At 33.0% G+C, this 17,274-nt stretch carries 17 protein-coding genes; 4 read left to right on the forward strand and 13 right to left on the reverse strand.

The features are described 5' to 3' along the window. Position 1: 1 nt before the first annotated feature. Genes KF816_15110 through lgt form a run of 4 tightly spaced genes read right to left on the reverse strand, consistent with a single transcriptional unit; the run spans position 2 to position 3,806 of the window. Positions 2-1,429: an NOL1/NOP2/sun family putative RNA methylase gene (locus tag KF816_15110; GenBank protein MBX3009348.1), complete on the reverse strand. Its 1,428-nt coding sequence runs from the start codon at positions 1,427-1,429 to the stop codon at positions 2-4. A gap of 1 nt (position 1,430) precedes the next feature. Next, positions 1,431-1,856 carry a hypothetical protein gene (locus KF816_15115; protein ID MBX3009349.1) on the reverse strand — a complete coding sequence of 142 codons (426 nt, stop codon included), beginning with the start codon at positions 1,854-1,856 and terminating at the stop codon, positions 1,431-1,433. Between the two features lie 28 nt (positions 1,857-1,884). Then, positions 1,885-3,009 carry a PD40 domain-containing protein gene (locus KF816_15120; GenBank protein ID MBX3009350.1) on the reverse strand — a complete coding sequence of 375 codons (1,125 nt, stop codon included), beginning with the start codon at positions 3,007-3,009 and terminating at the stop codon, positions 1,885-1,887. A 14-nt stretch (positions 3,010-3,023) separates the two neighbouring features. Further along, positions 3,024-3,806, reverse strand: a complete 783-nt coding sequence (gene lgt / locus KF816_15125; GenBank protein MBX3009351.1) for a prolipoprotein diacylglyceryl transferase — start codon at positions 3,804-3,806, stop codon at positions 3,024-3,026. A 172-nt stretch (positions 3,807-3,978) separates the two neighbouring features. Here lgt and KF816_15130 point away from each other — a divergent pair, with 172 nt between their 5' ends. From KF816_15130 to KF816_15140, 3 genes are read left to right on the forward strand one after another with little or no spacing between them, the layout of a single operon-like run. Continuing rightward, positions 3,979-5,202, forward strand: coding sequence for a hypothetical protein (locus KF816_15130; GenBank protein ID MBX3009352.1), 1,224 nt, complete (start codon positions 3,979-3,981; stop codon positions 5,200-5,202). Then, positions 5,189-5,869: a response regulator transcription factor gene (locus KF816_15135; GenBank protein ID MBX3009353.1), complete on the forward strand. Its 681-nt coding sequence runs from the start codon at positions 5,189-5,191 to the stop codon at positions 5,867-5,869. The genes KF816_15130 and KF816_15135 overlap by 14 nt, the downstream gene beginning before the upstream one ends. A 15-nt stretch (positions 5,870-5,884) precedes the next feature. Continuing rightward, positions 5,885-6,469: a hypothetical protein gene (locus tag KF816_15140; GenBank protein MBX3009354.1), complete on the forward strand. Its 585-nt coding sequence runs from the start codon at positions 5,885-5,887 to the stop codon at positions 6,467-6,469. Between the two features lie 5 nt (positions 6,470-6,474). On the opposite strand, the gene KF816_15145 is transcribed toward KF816_15140, so the two are convergent. The 8 genes from KF816_15145 to htpX all read right to left on the reverse strand — a co-directional run bounded on the left by KF816_15145 (position 6,475) and on the right by htpX (position 14,391). Continuing rightward, complete coding sequence (locus tag KF816_15145; protein ID MBX3009355.1) at positions 6,475-7,134, reverse strand: heme exporter protein CcmB; 660 nt, start codon at positions 7,132-7,134, stop codon at positions 6,475-6,477. Further along, positions 7,131-7,787 (reverse strand): ABC transporter ATP-binding protein, encoded by a 657-nt coding sequence (locus KF816_15150; GenBank protein MBX3009356.1) that lies wholly within the window; start codon positions 7,785-7,787, stop codon positions 7,131-7,133. Before KF816_15150 ends, KF816_15145 begins: the two co-directional genes overlap by 4 nt. Then, complete coding sequence (locus KF816_15155) at positions 7,774-9,396, reverse strand: hypothetical protein (GenBank protein ID MBX3009357.1); 1,623 nt, start codon at positions 9,394-9,396, stop codon at positions 7,774-7,776. Before KF816_15155 ends, KF816_15150 begins: the two co-directional genes overlap by 14 nt. Beyond that, the gene (locus KF816_15160; GenBank protein ID MBX3009358.1) at positions 9,396-11,522 is read right to left on the reverse strand and encodes a VCBS repeat-containing protein; all 2,127 of its coding nucleotides are present in this window, start codon (positions 11,520-11,522) and stop codon (positions 9,396-9,398) included. Before KF816_15160 ends, KF816_15155 begins: the two co-directional genes overlap by 1 nt. Continuing rightward, a complete protein-coding gene (locus tag KF816_15165; protein MBX3009359.1) occupies positions 11,470-11,943 on the reverse strand; it encodes an acyl-CoA thioesterase in 474 nt (157 codons plus the stop codon). Before KF816_15165 ends, KF816_15160 begins: the two co-directional genes overlap by 53 nt. A 4-nt stretch (positions 11,944-11,947) precedes the next feature. Beyond that, positions 11,948-12,694, reverse strand: coding sequence for an outer membrane protein assembly factor BamD (gene bamD, locus KF816_15170; protein ID MBX3009360.1), 747 nt, complete (start codon positions 12,692-12,694; stop codon positions 11,948-11,950). Between the two features lie 91 nt (positions 12,695-12,785). Further along, positions 12,786-13,373: a hypothetical protein gene (locus KF816_15175; protein ID MBX3009361.1), complete on the reverse strand. Its 588-nt coding sequence runs from the start codon at positions 13,371-13,373 to the stop codon at positions 12,786-12,788. A 175-nt stretch (positions 13,374-13,548) separates the two neighbouring features. After that, a complete protein-coding gene (gene htpX / locus KF816_15180; GenBank protein MBX3009362.1) occupies positions 13,549-14,391 on the reverse strand; it encodes a zinc metalloprotease HtpX in 843 nt (280 codons plus the stop codon). Positions 14,392-14,630: 239 nt separating this feature from the next. On the opposite strand from htpX, the gene porQ reads away from it, so the two are divergent. Next, the gene (porQ, locus tag KF816_15185) at positions 14,631-15,566 is read left to right on the forward strand and encodes a type IX secretion system protein PorQ (GenBank protein MBX3009363.1); all 936 of its coding nucleotides are present in this window, start codon (positions 14,631-14,633) and stop codon (positions 15,564-15,566) included. A 114-nt stretch (positions 15,567-15,680) separates the two neighbouring features. Here the strand turns inward: porQ and KF816_15190 are convergent, their stop codons facing one another. Then, positions 15,681-17,180: an MBOAT family protein gene (locus KF816_15190; protein ID MBX3009364.1), complete on the reverse strand. Its 1,500-nt coding sequence runs from the start codon at positions 17,178-17,180 to the stop codon at positions 15,681-15,683. Positions 17,181-17,274 lie beyond the last annotated feature (94 nt).

Genomic DNA, 17,274 nt, shown 5'->3' on the forward strand with positions numbered 1-17,274 from the left:
TTTATTTCGGGAAAATTATTTCTTGTGTTCGGAAAGCTCGTGGAAATTGACTTTTTAATCCCTCAGAAGACGCAGACGCAGTTCCAATAACCTGGTTTCGATATAAAACAATCTTTTGCCCAAAAGGCATAAATTCTTTGCGAATAATTCCGCCGCCAAAATAGATTTCCAATTCTTCCTTATCTATTTCAACACAATTATTTTGTGCGCTACTTCCCAGCAACTGTGCCGCCGCGGTGTGAATTTGTAACTTATCTCTTTTATCTATTGATCCAAGCTTTGAACCAATTCTCATAAAATTTTCTATTATTCCCCCATTCCAATTTCTATCGACAAAATAAACATCACCATTTTTATTTATGTACTTATAATTTTCGAAGACCTGGTAAGGTATTGCAAATCTTTCCGAAATTTCCTTTAGGTATATTTGAATTTTGGGTTGGGTATGTCTTATAAACTCATGCTTCTTTTCTTTGGGAGAGTATTTTTGATTTGCCTCTGTATCATCAGTCTTAACTAGCTTGGCAACAAAGAAACCTTCCGAGTGATTATCCCAGGGTAAAATTCTTCTAGTTTTTTTGAGTTCATCATTTAAGTGCTCTCCCGCATATTTTGTAAATCCATCAATTGATTTTATTGGAAGATCGAACTCCAACAATTCAACTGGATATTTATTTAATACTTTATTCACCACATATTCATTCTCTTCCAGTGATAAGGTACATGTTGAATAAACAATTTCACCTCCAACCTTTGCCATCTTAATAGCGGCAACAAGCAGTCTAATTTGTTGTTCGGAGAGAGCTTCTGCCTTTTTAACATCCCACCAATTACTCACCTCCCCTTTTTTCTGAACAATTCCCAAAGCACTGCATGGCGCATCGACTAAAATTTTGTCAAAGTAATTATCATAAATCTTGCTTAAAAGTTCACCTTTACCTTTAAGAACTCCTGTATTCATTGCGTTTATTTTATCTAGATTGAAAATCAAACTTTTCATTCGCTCGAGTGAAATCTCATTTGCTACAAGTGTACCTCTATTATTCATCAACTCCGATAATTGCGTTGTTTTTGAACCGGGTGCCGCACACATATCTAACGTAACATCATTTTCCGCGGGGTTTAATACCAATGCAGGAATCATTGAGGAGAGACTTTGTATGTAATATTGACCCAAAACAAACTCTAGGGTTTTACCTACAATATTTTCGCCGACATTTATTTTATAAGCTTCGGGAATGTTTGGTATAGCCGATAATTCAATTCCATATTCATGCAACGAACTTATTAAACTGTCTGAATTTTTAGATCGTGAAATGCGGAGGTAACTTTTATAATTGCTGTTAAAATAATCTTGATACTTTTGAAGGTAGTCTTCTCCAAAATTTTCAAGAATGTAATTTTTAATATTACTGCTTAATTCAATCAATTTAATAGCGGATTAGATTTAGAGTATTAAATATTTGAATGGATATTCTTTTAAATCCCTTTGGGTTTTGAAAATTTTGCTTATAGTCTATTTCCATTTTTTTTAGGAAGGAATCCAGATGCTTTTCATAATCACGGACTGCCTCATAGACGTGTAAATCTTCAACCGGAATTTTCACAATACTCGGCTTATATCTATTAGCATACATTATAAATTTTGCTTTAAAGTGTTCATCTGTTGAAAAAAAAGTCTCTCCGGCATCATCAATTATTTGATAGCTGTTAAATAATGGAGAGGGCAAAAACAGAGTTTTGGGCGGAAGTTTTACTTCTTCTGTTTTCCAGTTACTCATAAAATCATCGGGGAATACTTTTAATTCCTCTTTAATTTTTTCAACCCAATTTGACGCAAATTCTTTTTCTGTCATCTTTATTTATCAAATAAGAAATAATTAACTAATCAACCCAGTCCGCAATAAAAACATTAGTATCTCTAGAGGGTATTTTTTTTGTGTTTCTGTTTGAGGCAAAAACTATTTTTTTGCCATCATGCGAAAACATCGGGAAAGCATCAAATGTATCCGAGAAAGTAATTTGTTTAAGATTAGAGCCATCAGTATTGATAATAAAGATATTAAAAATTCTTCCCCCTTTATCAATTGTATGATGATTTGAGCAAAAGAGTATTTTATTACCCGATGGATGAAAATAGGGCGCCCAGTTAGCTCCAGCTAAATTTGTTACCTGCGTTACATTTGAGCCATCAATATCAGCAATAAATATATTCAACGCTTTTGGTTCAACATATCCGTCTTTTAATAATTTTTTATAATTGTCAGCATCTTCGCCTTGTGGACGGCTTGCGCGCCATACAATTTTCTTTGAATCTTGTGAGAAAAAAGCTCCGCCATCATAACCGAGTTCATTTGTTAATTGAAGCAAATTCCCAGTCGAAATCTCATATCTCCATAATTCAATATCACCCGAGCGTGTAGATGTAAAAATAACAAATTTACCATCCGGTGAAACTGTGGCTTCGGCATCGTATCCTTTGCCCCCTATTAATACTTTTGTGTTTTTTCCATCAGAATCCGCAACATAAATATCATATGAATCAAATAATGGCCACACATATCTGCCGCCACTAAACATTTGAGATTCGGGGCATGAATGTCCCCCCTCATGAGTTGAAGCGAAAATTATTTTTCCGTCAGGCAAAAAATAACTGCATGTTGTTCTACCCTTGCCGGTAGATACCAATTGATATTGTGTTGAATCATTTACAGGTGATCCATCAGCATTCATTATATAAATTTGGTCACATCCTTGGTTATTTATCTTACTCCAATCACTCTGAAATATAAGCTGCTTATTATCGAAGCTCCAGTATGCTTCTGCGTTATTTCCACCGAAAGTAAGTTGTTTTATATTCTTGAAATTGGTCTCACCCGCAAATAGAAGTGAATCATCCATTTTAGAATTCAAATCATTTGGTACATTGTTGGATTTACATTGAACAAAAAGAATACTGAAGAAAAAAATTAAAAGTGAAATGAGTGTTCTTTTAGAGAATTGATACATAGTGAGTCTTTCTATTATTGATTAAGCGTTTTTCTATTACTAATGAATAGCAGCACAATCCCATAAATAATTAAAGGAATGCTCAAAATTTGTCCCATATTTAATGTTAAATCTTCCTCAAAATAAGTTTGATTCTCTTTAATGAATTCAACGAAAAATCTAAATCCAAAAACGGTGATCAGAAAAATGCCAAACAAATAGCCGTTTTTGAGAGTTTGATATTTCTTAAGATAAATAACAATTAAGAAAATAAAAATTAACAGATAGGCAATTGCTTCATATAACTGGGCCGGATGCCGGGGAACATTATCAATTGCTGTAAATACGAATCCCCACTCGGCATTAGTTGGTTTGCCAATTATTTCAGAATTAAAAAGATTACCCATCCTTATAAAAAAGCCGGAAAGCGCAACTGTAATTACAATTCTATCCATCAACCATAAGAAAGTGAATTTTTTTCTTCTACTCACAAAAAGCAAGATCGCTATTATTATACCTATAGCCGCTCCGTGGCTAGCAAGTCCACCCTTCCAGACTTGTAAAATTTCGAGGGGATGATTCAAATAGTAGGCGGGGTTATAAAACATGCAATGCCCTATTCTGGCACCAAGCACAGTTCCTAAAATCATATACCAAACCAAATCATTCAAATCAGTATCGGAGCGTTGCTCCTTCTTAAATATCACACTCATTATTTGGAAACCAGTCATAAATGAGAGAGCAAAAAGTAAACCATACCACCTAATCACAAATGGACCAATTGCAAAAATATCCGGGCTTACATCCCAATTTAACAAGTTGAGCTTCCTAAAAAATTAAATTATAATTAATGATCAATGGTTATCTGTTCAAATTTAACTAAACAAGAGTGAATAAACCAATAGCTTGATTGCTTTATGTGGGGAAATTGAAGGCGAGCATTCAAACTTAAATTATATTATATTTGTTTTGTTCTAGAAATGTGGGCGAATGAAAACATTGATCGGACCAATAAACAGTGCCATTCTTTTATTCCAGGGGCAATCATTAGATTTGTGGAGTTCCTTCTCGAGCCTCGGGAATCCAATTTATATTTCAGCGGCTGTTATTTTGGTTTTCATTTTAATTTTGGTTCTCACTTATAAAGTAGTTGTAAACCCTATAACCAATACGTTAATCAAAGAAAAAGAGGAATTGGAATTAAGATCAGCAAAGTTAATGGCTCAATTTGCTGAACTTGATCCGGATCCCCTCTTAAGAATAGATTCTGATGGCAAGATAATAGAATCAAATAATGCTGCATTAAAAGTTTTTCAACAGAGTGAATTGAAATTCAAAAAAATTGACGAGTTTCTTCCATTCTTTAATTTTGATCTTAAAAAATTCATAGATATAAATGGTAATATTTCTCATACCACAAAACTAAATGACCGTTATTATTTGCTTCTCCTTAGAGGGGAGGCGGAATTAAAATTTGCTCAACTGTTTTTTAGAGATATAACTGGATTGGTCGAAATTGAAGATAGAATGACTCATTATCAAAAACGATTAAGAGAGTTATCTGATCACATTCAATCGTCAATTGAAGATGAAAGAACAAGAATTGCGAGAAATTTACATGATGGTATTGGACAAAATTTATCCCTACTTCGGATAAATTTATTAAAACTTAAGGATAGGGATAATGGACTAGAACATCATGAAATAGATGATGCGATTGTTAGTCTGGAAGAAGCTATTTCTGAATTAAAAAACATTTCCTATTCATTAAAGCCAAAATTGTTGGAAGAGTTAGGATTAGGTGTTTCGATTAGCAACTTAGTAAATAGAACCACCTACCATTCTGGCGTGAAGTCAGAGTTTCAAGTGGTTGGTAAAGAAGTAAGAATAGAGAATAAACTTGAGATAACTGTTTTTAGGGTTGTTCAGGAAGCACTGAACAATATGATCAAGTATTCCAATGCGTCTAATTTTAGTGTACAGGTGATTTTTGAACCATTACATTTGAAATTGATAATCGCTGATGATGGAACTGGTTTTGACTTTAAAGAAGTCATAAAAAAAAGAGGAAATGAAAAAGGAATGGGCTTATTTAATATGATGGAACGAATTGAAGCTCTGGGTGGAATTTTTAAAGTTGAATCATCCAGCGACACTGGAACTTTAATAATTGCAGAACTACCAATTAGAGAGTTAAAATATGCAACAAGCTAATCCTATCTCAGTAATTATTGCAGATGATCATAAGCTTTTTAGAAGCGGGATTATCTCATTATTCGACGATGTTACAGACATACTAATAATTGATGAGGCAAAAAATGGCGTTGAACTTATTGAGAAATATTTTTCCAAACGACCTGATCTGATTGTTGTTGATATTTCTATGCCCGAATTAAATGGCGTCGACGCATTCAGAAGAATTAAACTAAAGGATAGAGAAGTAAAAGCATTATTTTTAACGATGTTTGAAGGGGAGGAATATATTTACCAGACTTTAAAAGTGGGTGGAAAGGGTCTTCTCGGTAAAAATGTTGTTAAGGGGGAACTGATATATGCCATTAAAACTATTTACAATGGTGAAAAGTATTTCGGGAAAAATTACACTACTAATAAGCTAAAGGAATTGGAAAAGAAATATAGAATGATGGCTACCGATGACATCGAAAATCTTATAGATTTGACTATCAAAGAAAAAAGGATTTTAGAATACCTTAGCACCGGTAAAACCAGTAATGAGATTGCAACTTTAGTGGGCTTGAGTAAAAAATCAATAGACTATTACAGATCAAAAATTATGCTTAAGTTGGACATCAGAACTTTGCCGGAACTTATTTCATTTGCAATCAAGTTCACAAATTCAAAAAAAATATTTGATAAATAATTTGTAAATGTTAAGATGAACCAACCACAAATAGTAATTATTATACTTTTTATGTCTATAATAGCCTGGGCGATGCCAATGATCCGGCAGGCTAATTCTAAGTTATTTTTCTACTTTTATACTATAGCTCTCGCTGATCCTATGGTTATTTTATTAGCAAATTTTAGAGTATTAAGTTCAAATGAAATTTTGGCTCTTTTTACAATATTAAATTTCTTTTCTCTTAAGTATATCGTAGTTAATAAAAAAATATTCTATGCCTTGGCATCATTAATGATCTTACTTTATATTTTGCTTTTATTTGGTCCAAATATATATTTTTTACATTGTATAGCTATAAGCAAGTTTTTTAATTTAATTGTATTCTTATTGTACACTCTTCGTTTTGTTGCCGCAACATCCAGAGTTAATATTTTTCATTTGATACTTTTGTTTTATGAGATTACAATTATTACTAAAATTGCGATTTTATTCAAAAATTCAGAAACCACATTAATTTATTTTATAGTTACTACACTATTCCAGGTACTTATTGCAATTTGGTTTACCATATTTAAAGAAGATAACCCCAAACTGCATTTGAACCTTAGGAATATTTAGGAGAATTAATCCTTCCAAATAAAATCGAATAGTAGATATGAGGCTGTTCCCATAATTACATCGTAACAAACCAGTACGAGTAATTCTGTGGAAGCAAAGTTTATTGAAGCTCCATCAGAGCTAAATTTAGTTAGCTCAAGAAGTATTAAGATTAGTGGTAATAAGATTGGAAAGGAGAGTACCGGATATAATGTACCCTTCGAACTGGCTTTTGCAATAATTGCCGCAATTATTGTTGAGGAAACCGCAATCCCGATATTTCCTAAAATTAGGGAGAGTATAAATAATCCCCAGCTTTTAATTATAAACGATTCAAATAAAATCACAAATAAAAATGTGATTGACAGGTTCATCATGAACACCAGAATAAGATTAAATATTAACTTTCCCGAAAAGATTGTTGAGGGGGATGCTATTAATTGCAGTGTTAATGTTGTTCCTCTCTCCTCCTCTGATACAAATGCCCGTGATAAACCGGACATCGCAGAAAAGAAAATTACTATCCAAAATAACCCGCCGGTTAGATATTCGTTAATTTTTTCGCTACCGATAGAAAACATTATTACACTTATTGTTACAAGTATAAACATAGCCAACGCGTTTATAGCATATCGTGTTCTAAGTTCAGATTGCCAATCTTTGAGAAATAATGCAATGCTTTTCATTTTGTAGAATTTATCTTTTTATATTTTTCTAAATCTATAATTGTGGAGCAGAGAGCTAAATCGTTTTCTTCATTTGATGCGACAATTACTAAACAGTTTTTACCTGCTTCTGTAATTTTTCTATAAACTATATCTTTACCTGAGTTATCAAGATTAGATGTGGGCTCATCAAATATCAGAAGTTGAGGGTTATGAAATAAAGCAAAAATAAATTTGAGCCTCTGTTTCATTCCGGACGAATAACCTTTTACTAAATCACCTTTTCTCTCGAACAAGCCAAAATCATTAAATAGTTGGTCTGTGTACTCTTTATAAGTCTCAACACCTCGAATTTTAGCAAAATGACTAATATTCTCTTCGGCGGTAAATTCATCATATAAAAATAAATAGGGGGAAACAAAACCCAGATGAGTGTGAATATTTTCCGACACTATTTTTTTGTCATTCAAGATATGTAGCACTTTACCGCGTGTGGGTGAAATTAAATCTGAAATAATTTTAACGAAGGTAGATTTTCCAGAACCGTTGGGTCCGGAAACACCATAAATATTACCCGAGTCGAATTCGAGATTGAGATCGTTAAATATCAATCTTCGACCAAAGTATTTAACCAACTTTTCGGTTCTAATATTATAGCTGTTAGTTAAAGACAACAAATTTTCCTTTTAATATTTTTCCATCAACATTGGTTACATAAATATAAACCCCCGATTTAACCGGATCCCCATTATTATCGCGGGCATTCCAGCTGCATACTAATTTTTCTCCACCAATTATCATGCTGGTCGAGTTGAAAATAAGATTCATATCAATTGTGAAAACACTTAATTCAGCGGAATTATAATTGTTCTCCTGAACTGGAAAATAGATTGCGCTGTGCTTGCTATGATAGAAAGGTTGAGGGAAAGCATATTCCAATTTGTCTGTGATAATTTCTCCGTTATTAACGGGAATATTATTAAAGATATTCGTTTCAGCCAAGAAGGAATTATTCTGGCTTTCTATTTTGGAATAATAGCTATCAACTATTTTTCTAAATCCATTAATATTATTTCGAGCAATTCTGTAGTTAAACTCAATTCCGGGTTTGGAATCCTTCATTGAACTTTCAATATCCGAATTAGTAATAATTGCAATAATATTGTTTTTTGGTGAAACAAGATCATCAGTAATTTGAATAAAGTTATTTGATATTGGTTCAGAATTAATCATAACCCTTTGTTCAGTATTTCCTAAACTAATGCCAATATTAGTTCTTAATAAAGGATAGCTCGCCGCTTCTTCAAAATATTTTCCGGGGACTGCTCTGCTGTTTGTAAAATATGTCCACAGACCAAATTTATTAAATTCCTCTTTGAAAGTAGAACCCTTTGAAACAATTACGTTGCTCATCGCAACCGCCGCTCCCTTTGTCTCAATTTGTTCCCATATTTCTTTAATTACATTGATGCCAAACCTATCTTTTAAATATATATTCCAGACAGCTAGATTATAACCATTATTGAGTGGTAGTGACTTGAAAGGACGGAGAAAATAATTAGCGGCTTCATGATAATAATCGTTAATAGAATCATAAACGAATTCTTCCATAGAAGTTGAAGTTATCTCGTAATAATATTGGTCGGCGGATCTAAATCCATAATTGCCAATTTGAATTGCGTGATGAAACTCGTGCGCAATTGTTACTCTCGCTCCATCAATTCCAGTAGTATTATAACCTTGTGAATAATTATTATCAATTACTGTAAATGATGTATACTTATTCTCGCCGATTTGGGTATCAAACTCGGTGTAACCATATAATCCACTCGATAGATTTAAAATATAAATATCATATTTATCATCACCCCCCGAAACCCCATCTTTAGGCGGAGGAGGATATCCAAGTTTATTTACCTCATAATTATAAACTGAATCTGCCGATTTCATAATTTCATTCAGATCATAACCCGGAGCATCAAATCCACTCTTTTTATAATGTATCCGGAATTTTCCCGATGGCGAAACAATACTTGTATCACTTGAGGGTCTCTGCAATATCTTACTGAGTATTGAGATTTGATCTGCACTAAATAAATTTAAATTAGCCTTTACAAAATTAACAGCACCAAAATTACACTTGGTCTGCTCGAAGTTCTGAATAGAAGGAGCTTTTATAAATCCACTATTCGGATGCATCGATACAACCACATTGAATAATGAATCCAAATTTTGTGCGTTTAGAATTGTATTTATTAAGATTATAAAAATGTACTTTTTCATTAAAACTTTTTAATAGTTATAGTGCCTTCAATTTTGTTTGAACTGAAAAGAAAACTGTTAGGACTCATATTTTGGGTGATATAAAAGAACCCTTCATCAGTTGTTTCAAATATAGACTTTTCCGTAAACTTTTGGTTGTTCGTGTTATACCTTATTTCCACAATCTTCTTCCCGCTTCTGTAATAAGATATTATTTCACCATTAATATCTAATATTCTTGAATAAATTGGAGTATTGACCTCTGGAATATATTTTGGGTAAAACGTCTTAAACTTATTATCAAGTAGAATCTGCAGTTCGGGTTTATTTTTTTTACTCAACAGCAGTAAAAATGGTTTAGCTCTATTTATCAATCTGTCGGCAGTTTTTGATGAATATATTTTAAAATCGTTTGTTGAAGTAAGGTTCTTTAAAAGTATAGGTTTTGGTTTGTTTCTTTCTATTATTGATTTATACAAGCCTGCCATACTATTTTTTACTGAAATGTAATAAACTTCTAAGAATACATTAATCATTAAATCAGAAAATAAGGGAGCTGCATCAATATATATTTCGCCTGAAGAAACAAACCGGAAGTTTTTGAACTCAAGTTGTTCTAAATATATTTTATCTGCAATTTGTATAAGCGCAAAAATTGACTGCCTATCTTTTAGCCGGTCATGCGAGATTTTAAGTTGAACGATCTCCCCTTTGGTAAATAAAACTTGAGAACTAATTTTTTGATTATTAAAATTAAACCGTACTACTTCTATTGACCGTTTTCCTTTTTTATAGCAGAAAAATGTTTTTTCGGTGGGATCCAGATCATCAACTAATATATTGTCAACTTCATTTAATAAAGGAAATGAATAACATGTTCTAAATAAGTTTCTTCTTTCATTAAGAAATAGTGACAAAGCTTTGTTTGATTGATCATAAAAGATAAAATCATTAAAACCATCATTTAAGTAATCAAATTCTGCTACGGCCGAGACACCACTTAAAAATGATGATGAAAATTTTTCTTCTCCATAGGCAGCTCTTTCAAAAAGTATAAGTTCCATTTCGTCAGACAGTATGGCCAATTTACTTCCGCCTCTATCCACAAAAGAATTTATGTCGGAAAGTTTTCTATTTCTCAAGTAATTTATTGGTTGATGGAACTGATTCTGATTTTTTCCATAACAAATTTCAAGAACACGGTCCCTTACCAGGATGTATGCTAAATCATTAAATCCATCGCTATTGAAATCTCCAACCACATAGTTTAACGGTTCTGAGGTAGTTTCAATAAATATTTTTCTTTGAAAAGAGGAGACAGAATCACCCAAAATCGCTTCAACCCCATTATATTTTGAATATACTAGATCTGTAAATCCATCTGAATTTATATCGAGCGCCTTAAAATTTTTTACTTCTTCCCAAAGACCAATTGATCTCTGTTCAACAAATCCGCCTGTCATATCATTATAAAAAAAGATAAATGAATTCGATAGTGGATTAAAGGCAACAACATCTTTATAACCATCATAATCTAAATCTATAAAACTCGCAGCACTAAATATTTTAGATTCCCCATAAGTCTCGGCTATTAAATTTTTCTTTCTCTCTTTAATAATCTTAAAGCCATTTATTGAATTTCCGCCTGTTAAAAACTCAATTCTACCATCAAGATTTATATCCGCCGCATCAATAAATCGGGGGCTCCCATCAAAACTCACACTTCTAATCAATCTGGTATTGCCATTTTTATCAACATCCATAACCTGGAATGATTTGTTTTGCAGTGAAGTTGAGACAGTTTGAGATCCTGCGGCTCCTTTTTCTTCACTATAAAATAAAGAATGAAGAGGATGCTGAAAATTTCGAGGATATTTTGGGACATATTTATTTTCGGAAGAAGTTATGATAGGAATATACTGCTTAGTATTTTGGTTAAATACAAGTAAATCTCTATAACCATCTTTATTAAAATCGGTAGCAAATAAGGAAGTATAATTCCCGGAAAGCTTAATAATGCTAGTTTTTACAAATCCGTTTATGGGTACTTGAGCGGATATGCTTACCGGAAGTAATAATAACGTTAATAAAAATTTAAGATGAAGGTCTGTCCGAAAGACGGTTTTTTCTTCTCTGAATTGCTTCATTAAATCTTCTTTTTTCCTCTTCGGTTTCAGGAATAATTTCATTGGTCTCAATCGGTTTTCCATTTTCATCAACGCTCACAAAAGTAAGATATGCCGTATTTGTATGAATTTTTGTTCCAGCAAGATGTGATTCGGCAAATACTTTTACTCCAACTTCCATTGATGTTTTAAAAGCACAATTAACAGAGGCGATCAGAGTTACAACATTCCCCGTTTTAATTGGGTGATGAAAATCTATTCTATCAACCGAAGCCGTTACACAAACTCTATTGGAATGCTTTGCTGAAGCCAGTGCGCCGCAAATATCAATCCAATGCATTAATTGTCCGCCAAGTAAATTACCAAGTTGATTTGTATGGTTCGGTAAAACCAGCTCGGTCATTGTAATAATGGATTCGGATACTTTTTTACTTTTTCTCATTAATCTAATTTTTATTCAGCAATGATACTTCAATTTGCTGTAATTCTTTTGAAACAGAATTATCAGGGTATCTACTCAAGAATACACTAATATCAGCAAGCACATCATTTATATATCCTTTACTCAACTGCAGTTTAATTTTATCATATAGAGCCATTGGCGCAAATTTGGTATCGTGATAACTATCAGCTACCAAACCATAATATTTAATTGCGGCCTTTGAATAATCCATCTTTTCATAGATAACTGCGCTTTGATACTCCTTCTCGGCTAGTTTTTCTGTCATGGCTTTTATTTTTCCCTCAGCTTCTTCAACTTTGGGATCTGCCGGAAAAAAATCAACAAATGCCTGAAATTCTTCAATAGATTTTTTTGTATAGGTTTGATCTAATTGATATGGGGGTGATAATTGATAATAAGATTCTGCCAGCATATACTGAGAAGATGGTACAAACTCGCTCGCCGGGGTATTCCTAATTAACTTACTGAATTCATAGGCAGCTAATAAATACTGTTCTCTTTTGTAGTAAGTCATACCTAAATAAAACTGTGCGTCATCATTAAATGTTGTGCCCGAATATTGAAGAATTATGTTCTGAAACTCCAATACAGCTTTTTCATAATCTTCTTGATTATAAAGTTCCATCGCATAATTAAAATATTCCTCGGCGTTAAATTTTGTTGTATCTACAGAGCCGGAACAATTCCAAATAAAAATTGTGATTAAAAAAACAAAAACCGATTTCTTTATAAACTGCAATTTGACCTCATGAAATAGTGTTGCAAAAATAAGTAAAAAATGGCTCACAGAGCATTGTTTGAAAAATAATTTAGATTTATGACTATTTGCTTCTTACGCTAAATAATAAGATAACAGTGGCGATTAGAGTTCCTACGACAATTATTGGTTCCAATAAGTTTGTATATACAGAGATACTTGGAGGAACCCCCCGTGTAAATGGAATAGTGGGATTTTCGATGTTTTGAAACTCATTTAACCCAATTGTATCAATACTACTAATATTAAATGCCTTTGGCTCAAAAATATAACCATCCTTAATTTTGGTGTAGGATCCTTTTAAAATAATAGTTCTCTCCGTTTTAAGTTCCCCAAAGAAATTTCCAAATGTTTCGCCATATTCAACTTTAATTTCTGATATGGAATATGATAACTGTAAATTTTCTGATGTTACAGATTTTAACTTATACCCATATTTTATCATCTTTTGAGTGATATAGGGTTTTAGAATTTCTAGTGGTTGCGGTAAATATATGTTTAAAGATAATTCCTTATCCAGGTCTGTTGAGTCTGCTGATTCAAATAAAGATTGGTCTATTAAGTTTGTAATTATTTGATAATTTGAGATCGATTGAGGAAAGACAGATGTGAGAGTAAAAAGATAGAATATGAATATTATTTTAGTCTTCAATTTATATAGTCGGGCTGCTGAAAAGTTAGGTGAAAGTTATTTATTGAATTCAGCAATTTCAACAACTAATTACTACTATTCCGAAATCCACTGTTTCTGATTAAATTCCAAAAAACTGTTCCAATATTATATGATCAAAAAACATTAGAAATCGGAATAGTAACAAATCTTATTATTATCTTCTACCAGACGCAATTTCTTGCAATCTGCTTACTCTTTCTTCTATTGGTGGATGAGTTGAAAACAATTTTGTAAATGATTTCCCAGTCAATGGATTAACTATAAACATATGCGCTGAGGATTGACCCGCATTTTGCATTGGAATTCTCTGGTTTCCAAATTGCAATTTATTTAACGCACCGGCAAGCGCTAGCGGCTTACCCGAAATTTGAGCACCTCCCTCATCGGCCATATATTCACGTGATCTCGAGATCGCCATCTGAATTAACATTGCCGCAATTGGCGCCAAAATCATCATCAATATCGCAACAATTGGATTTGTCCCTTCATCATCATCACTTCTTCCGCCAAAAAATCCAGCAAAATGCGCAATGTATGTAATTGTTCCAGCTATTGTTGCCGCGATGGTTCCCACAAGAATATCACGATTTTTTATATGAGCCAACTCATGGGCAATCACCCCTTCGAGCTCATCTTTATTTAATAAACTCATTATTCCAGAAGTAACCGCAACTGCCCCATTTTGAGGATTTCTTCCGGTGGCAAATGCGTTTGGAGCCGGATTATTCATTATATATACTTTAGGCATGGGTAGTTCAGCGCGGCTGGAAAGTTTCTCAACCATGTCGTAAAGCTGGGGAGAGTCATTCCTTGTAACCTGTTGTGCGCCATACATTTTAAGAACTATTTTATCGGAGAACCAATATGATCCAAAATTCATTGCCAGAGAAATAAAGAATGCTATCATCATACCTGTTTGTCCGCCAAAAATATTACCAATTATCATTAACAATACCATCATTAATGCCATTAGTATTGCCGTTTTAAATCCATTCATTTCTATATATCTCCTTATTTTCTTTATTTAATAATATTGCAATCTAACAAAATTTGATAATATTATGTTCCACTATTAATTGCGTTAGTAGTTGAACAATAGGTGTATAAGAATATCGCCACTATCTCATCGCAAAAAGCCAAATTGGGCGTTCTTTTAATTAAAAAAATTGTAACTTTTTAATAACCTTGCCTTTAAAAATGATAATCTTTAAAATGACCCACCAATTTAGGAAAAATATGTTCTCAAGAATAAAATTTGTAATTCTTTCTGTAATACTTGCCGGTACTACTATTTTTGCTCAAAGTACTTATAATTTTCTGAGGGTGGATGTGAGTCCCAGAGCTGCGGCTTTAGCGGGTAGTTTCGTGGCTAATTACGATGATCCCAATGTAATGTTTTATAATCCGGCCGGTATAAATTTATTAGAGGGAACTCCCGTCTCATTTTCCTATCTCAATCACTTGATGGATATTAATTCAGCATCTGTGGCAGTATCAAAAAAAATTGAGGATTGGGGACGGTTAAGCGCCGGGATTAACTATATAAATTATGGCACATTTACAGAAGCCGATGAGTTTGGTAAAAATTTGGGTGAATTTGGTGCCGGTGAGATGGCGCTTTATCTTGGTTACGGTAATATGCTGGATAGTAATTTTTATTATGGCGCCAATGTTAAGTTTATCTATTCGGGTATCGCTGAATATTCTTCTACTGCATTAGCTGTTGATTTGGGTTTAAATTATACAATCGCCGAAAGCCGGTTAAGTTTTGGTTTTTCTGTACTTAATCTTGGTTCACAATTATCGAGCTATATTGATCTAAAAGAAGATTTACCAATTGATATTAGATTAGGATTCTCAAAAGAACTCGAACGAATGCCTTTAAGATTCTACTGGTCCTTCAATAAATTAAATGAAAAGGGGGATAATTTTACTTCCCGTTTTAAAAATATAACCGCAGGAGCTGAATTTAAACTTGGCAAAAGCTTACGACTTCGTTTTGGTTATGATAATCAAAAAAGAAGGGAACTCAAGCTTGGATCCGGAGCTGGGTTAGCCGGATTTAATTTAGGGCTTGGATTTTTAGTTAGCGGCTACACAGTAGATTACGGTTTTTCATCCCTTGGTTCTGTAGGTGCTTTACACAGGTTTGGAATTACAACCACTTTTTAACTCTACTCAATTTTAGTCATATTTCTTTAGCAATTAGAAAATCTCTTTGATTGCTAAACATTACTCTTTATCACCACATGTCCAAACAATAATCAGTTCGCTCAACTAAATAATCTAAAACTGAAAGTAAATGAATGGTTGAATATCCGCCGATTTGAATTGAGCGGCAATCCATATCACTGCAGCAAGGAGCACAGCTTTACCAATCCAGGGCAACCAAGTAACCATTTTTAAAGTTGTTTTTTCAACGACAGTAGGGAGAAAATGGAAAAGATATCCTATTACAAATAATGCAAAAACAACAGGCATTTCTTCCACAAACTGGAAGAATACTTCAGGGTGCAAAAACTCATATATCTGACTCATCACATCCTTAATTATCTGGGTATCAGGAGTTCTAAATACTAAAAATGAAAACACAACAAGATGAAATGTTATTAGAACCTGGAAAAACTTTAGAAATGGAGTGTTATAAATTTTTAATTTTTTGTAAATGTATGTTTTAGGTTTTTGCAGGAGAATACCAACCGACATATAAATACCATGCAACAATCCCCAATAAATAAAATTCCAGCCGGCTCCGTGCCATATACCACAAATCAAAAAAGTAGTTGTAAGAGAAATCATATTGCCAAATATTTGCATCTGTCTTAAGCTAAATTGCATTGGTTTAAAAAGATAATCTAATAACCATTTACTTAATGAAATATGCCAACGACGCCAAAATTCGGCCACACTTGTTGCTTTAAATGGAGAGTTGAAATTATCCATTAATTTAAAACCCATAAAAAGCGCAATCCCTATTGCCATATCGGAGTAGCCCGAAAAATCACAGTACACTTGAAGTGTGTATCCATACAATGCCAACAAATTTTCCATTCCCGTATATCGTAATGGGTAGTCAAAAATACGATCAACAAAATTTAAGCTGATATAATCAGCGATTACCACCTTCTTAATTAACCCAAGGGAAATAAGAAAAACAGCTCTTCCCAAATCTTCATTGGAAATGACTGGTTCATTATCTATTTGAGGAATAAAATCTGCGGCTCTGTCAATTGGTCCAGCAAGTATATTGGGGAAAAAGAATACATATAATGAAAAATCTCTCAAACTTTTTGCGGTGGGCATTAAATCCAGATAAACATCAAAAATATAGCTCAGCGACTTAAAAGTATAAAATGAAATTCCAATTGGAAGGAATATTGCGAGAGGCTCAATAGTCCCATTTGAAATATCATTATAAATCTGTATTAAGAAGTTTGTGTATTTGAAGTATGATAGCAAGCCAACATTTAGGGCAATGCCTCCCCAAAGCCAAATTCGCTTTATGGAAAAATTCTCTGTCGCCGCAATAAATTTTCCAATATAATAGTTTGCGAAAGCAGAAAGAATAATAATCCCGAAATAGTATCCTGCCGATTTGTAATAAAAGTATAGCGAGAAGAAAATCAGAAATAGAATTCGAAGGTTTTTATTCTTATGAAGAAGGTTATAAATTAACAGCACTCCAGCAAATAGAATCATAAAAAGGGAGGTACTGAAAATTAGTGGGTCGTTTTCAACATAGGTTAAAATTGATTTTAGCTTTTCGAAACTGAAATATCCGTTCATACAATTATTTTAGATTGTGAATTAAATTAGTTCGATTTAGCCATACCAACTGGCATGTTGTAATTATAAATGGCGGATGATGCATCAGCATTTA

It is taken from the genome of Melioribacteraceae bacterium, assembly GCA_019638015.1.
Taxonomy (GTDB): domain Bacteria; phylum Bacteroidota; class Ignavibacteria; order Ignavibacteriales; family Melioribacteraceae; genus JAHBUP01.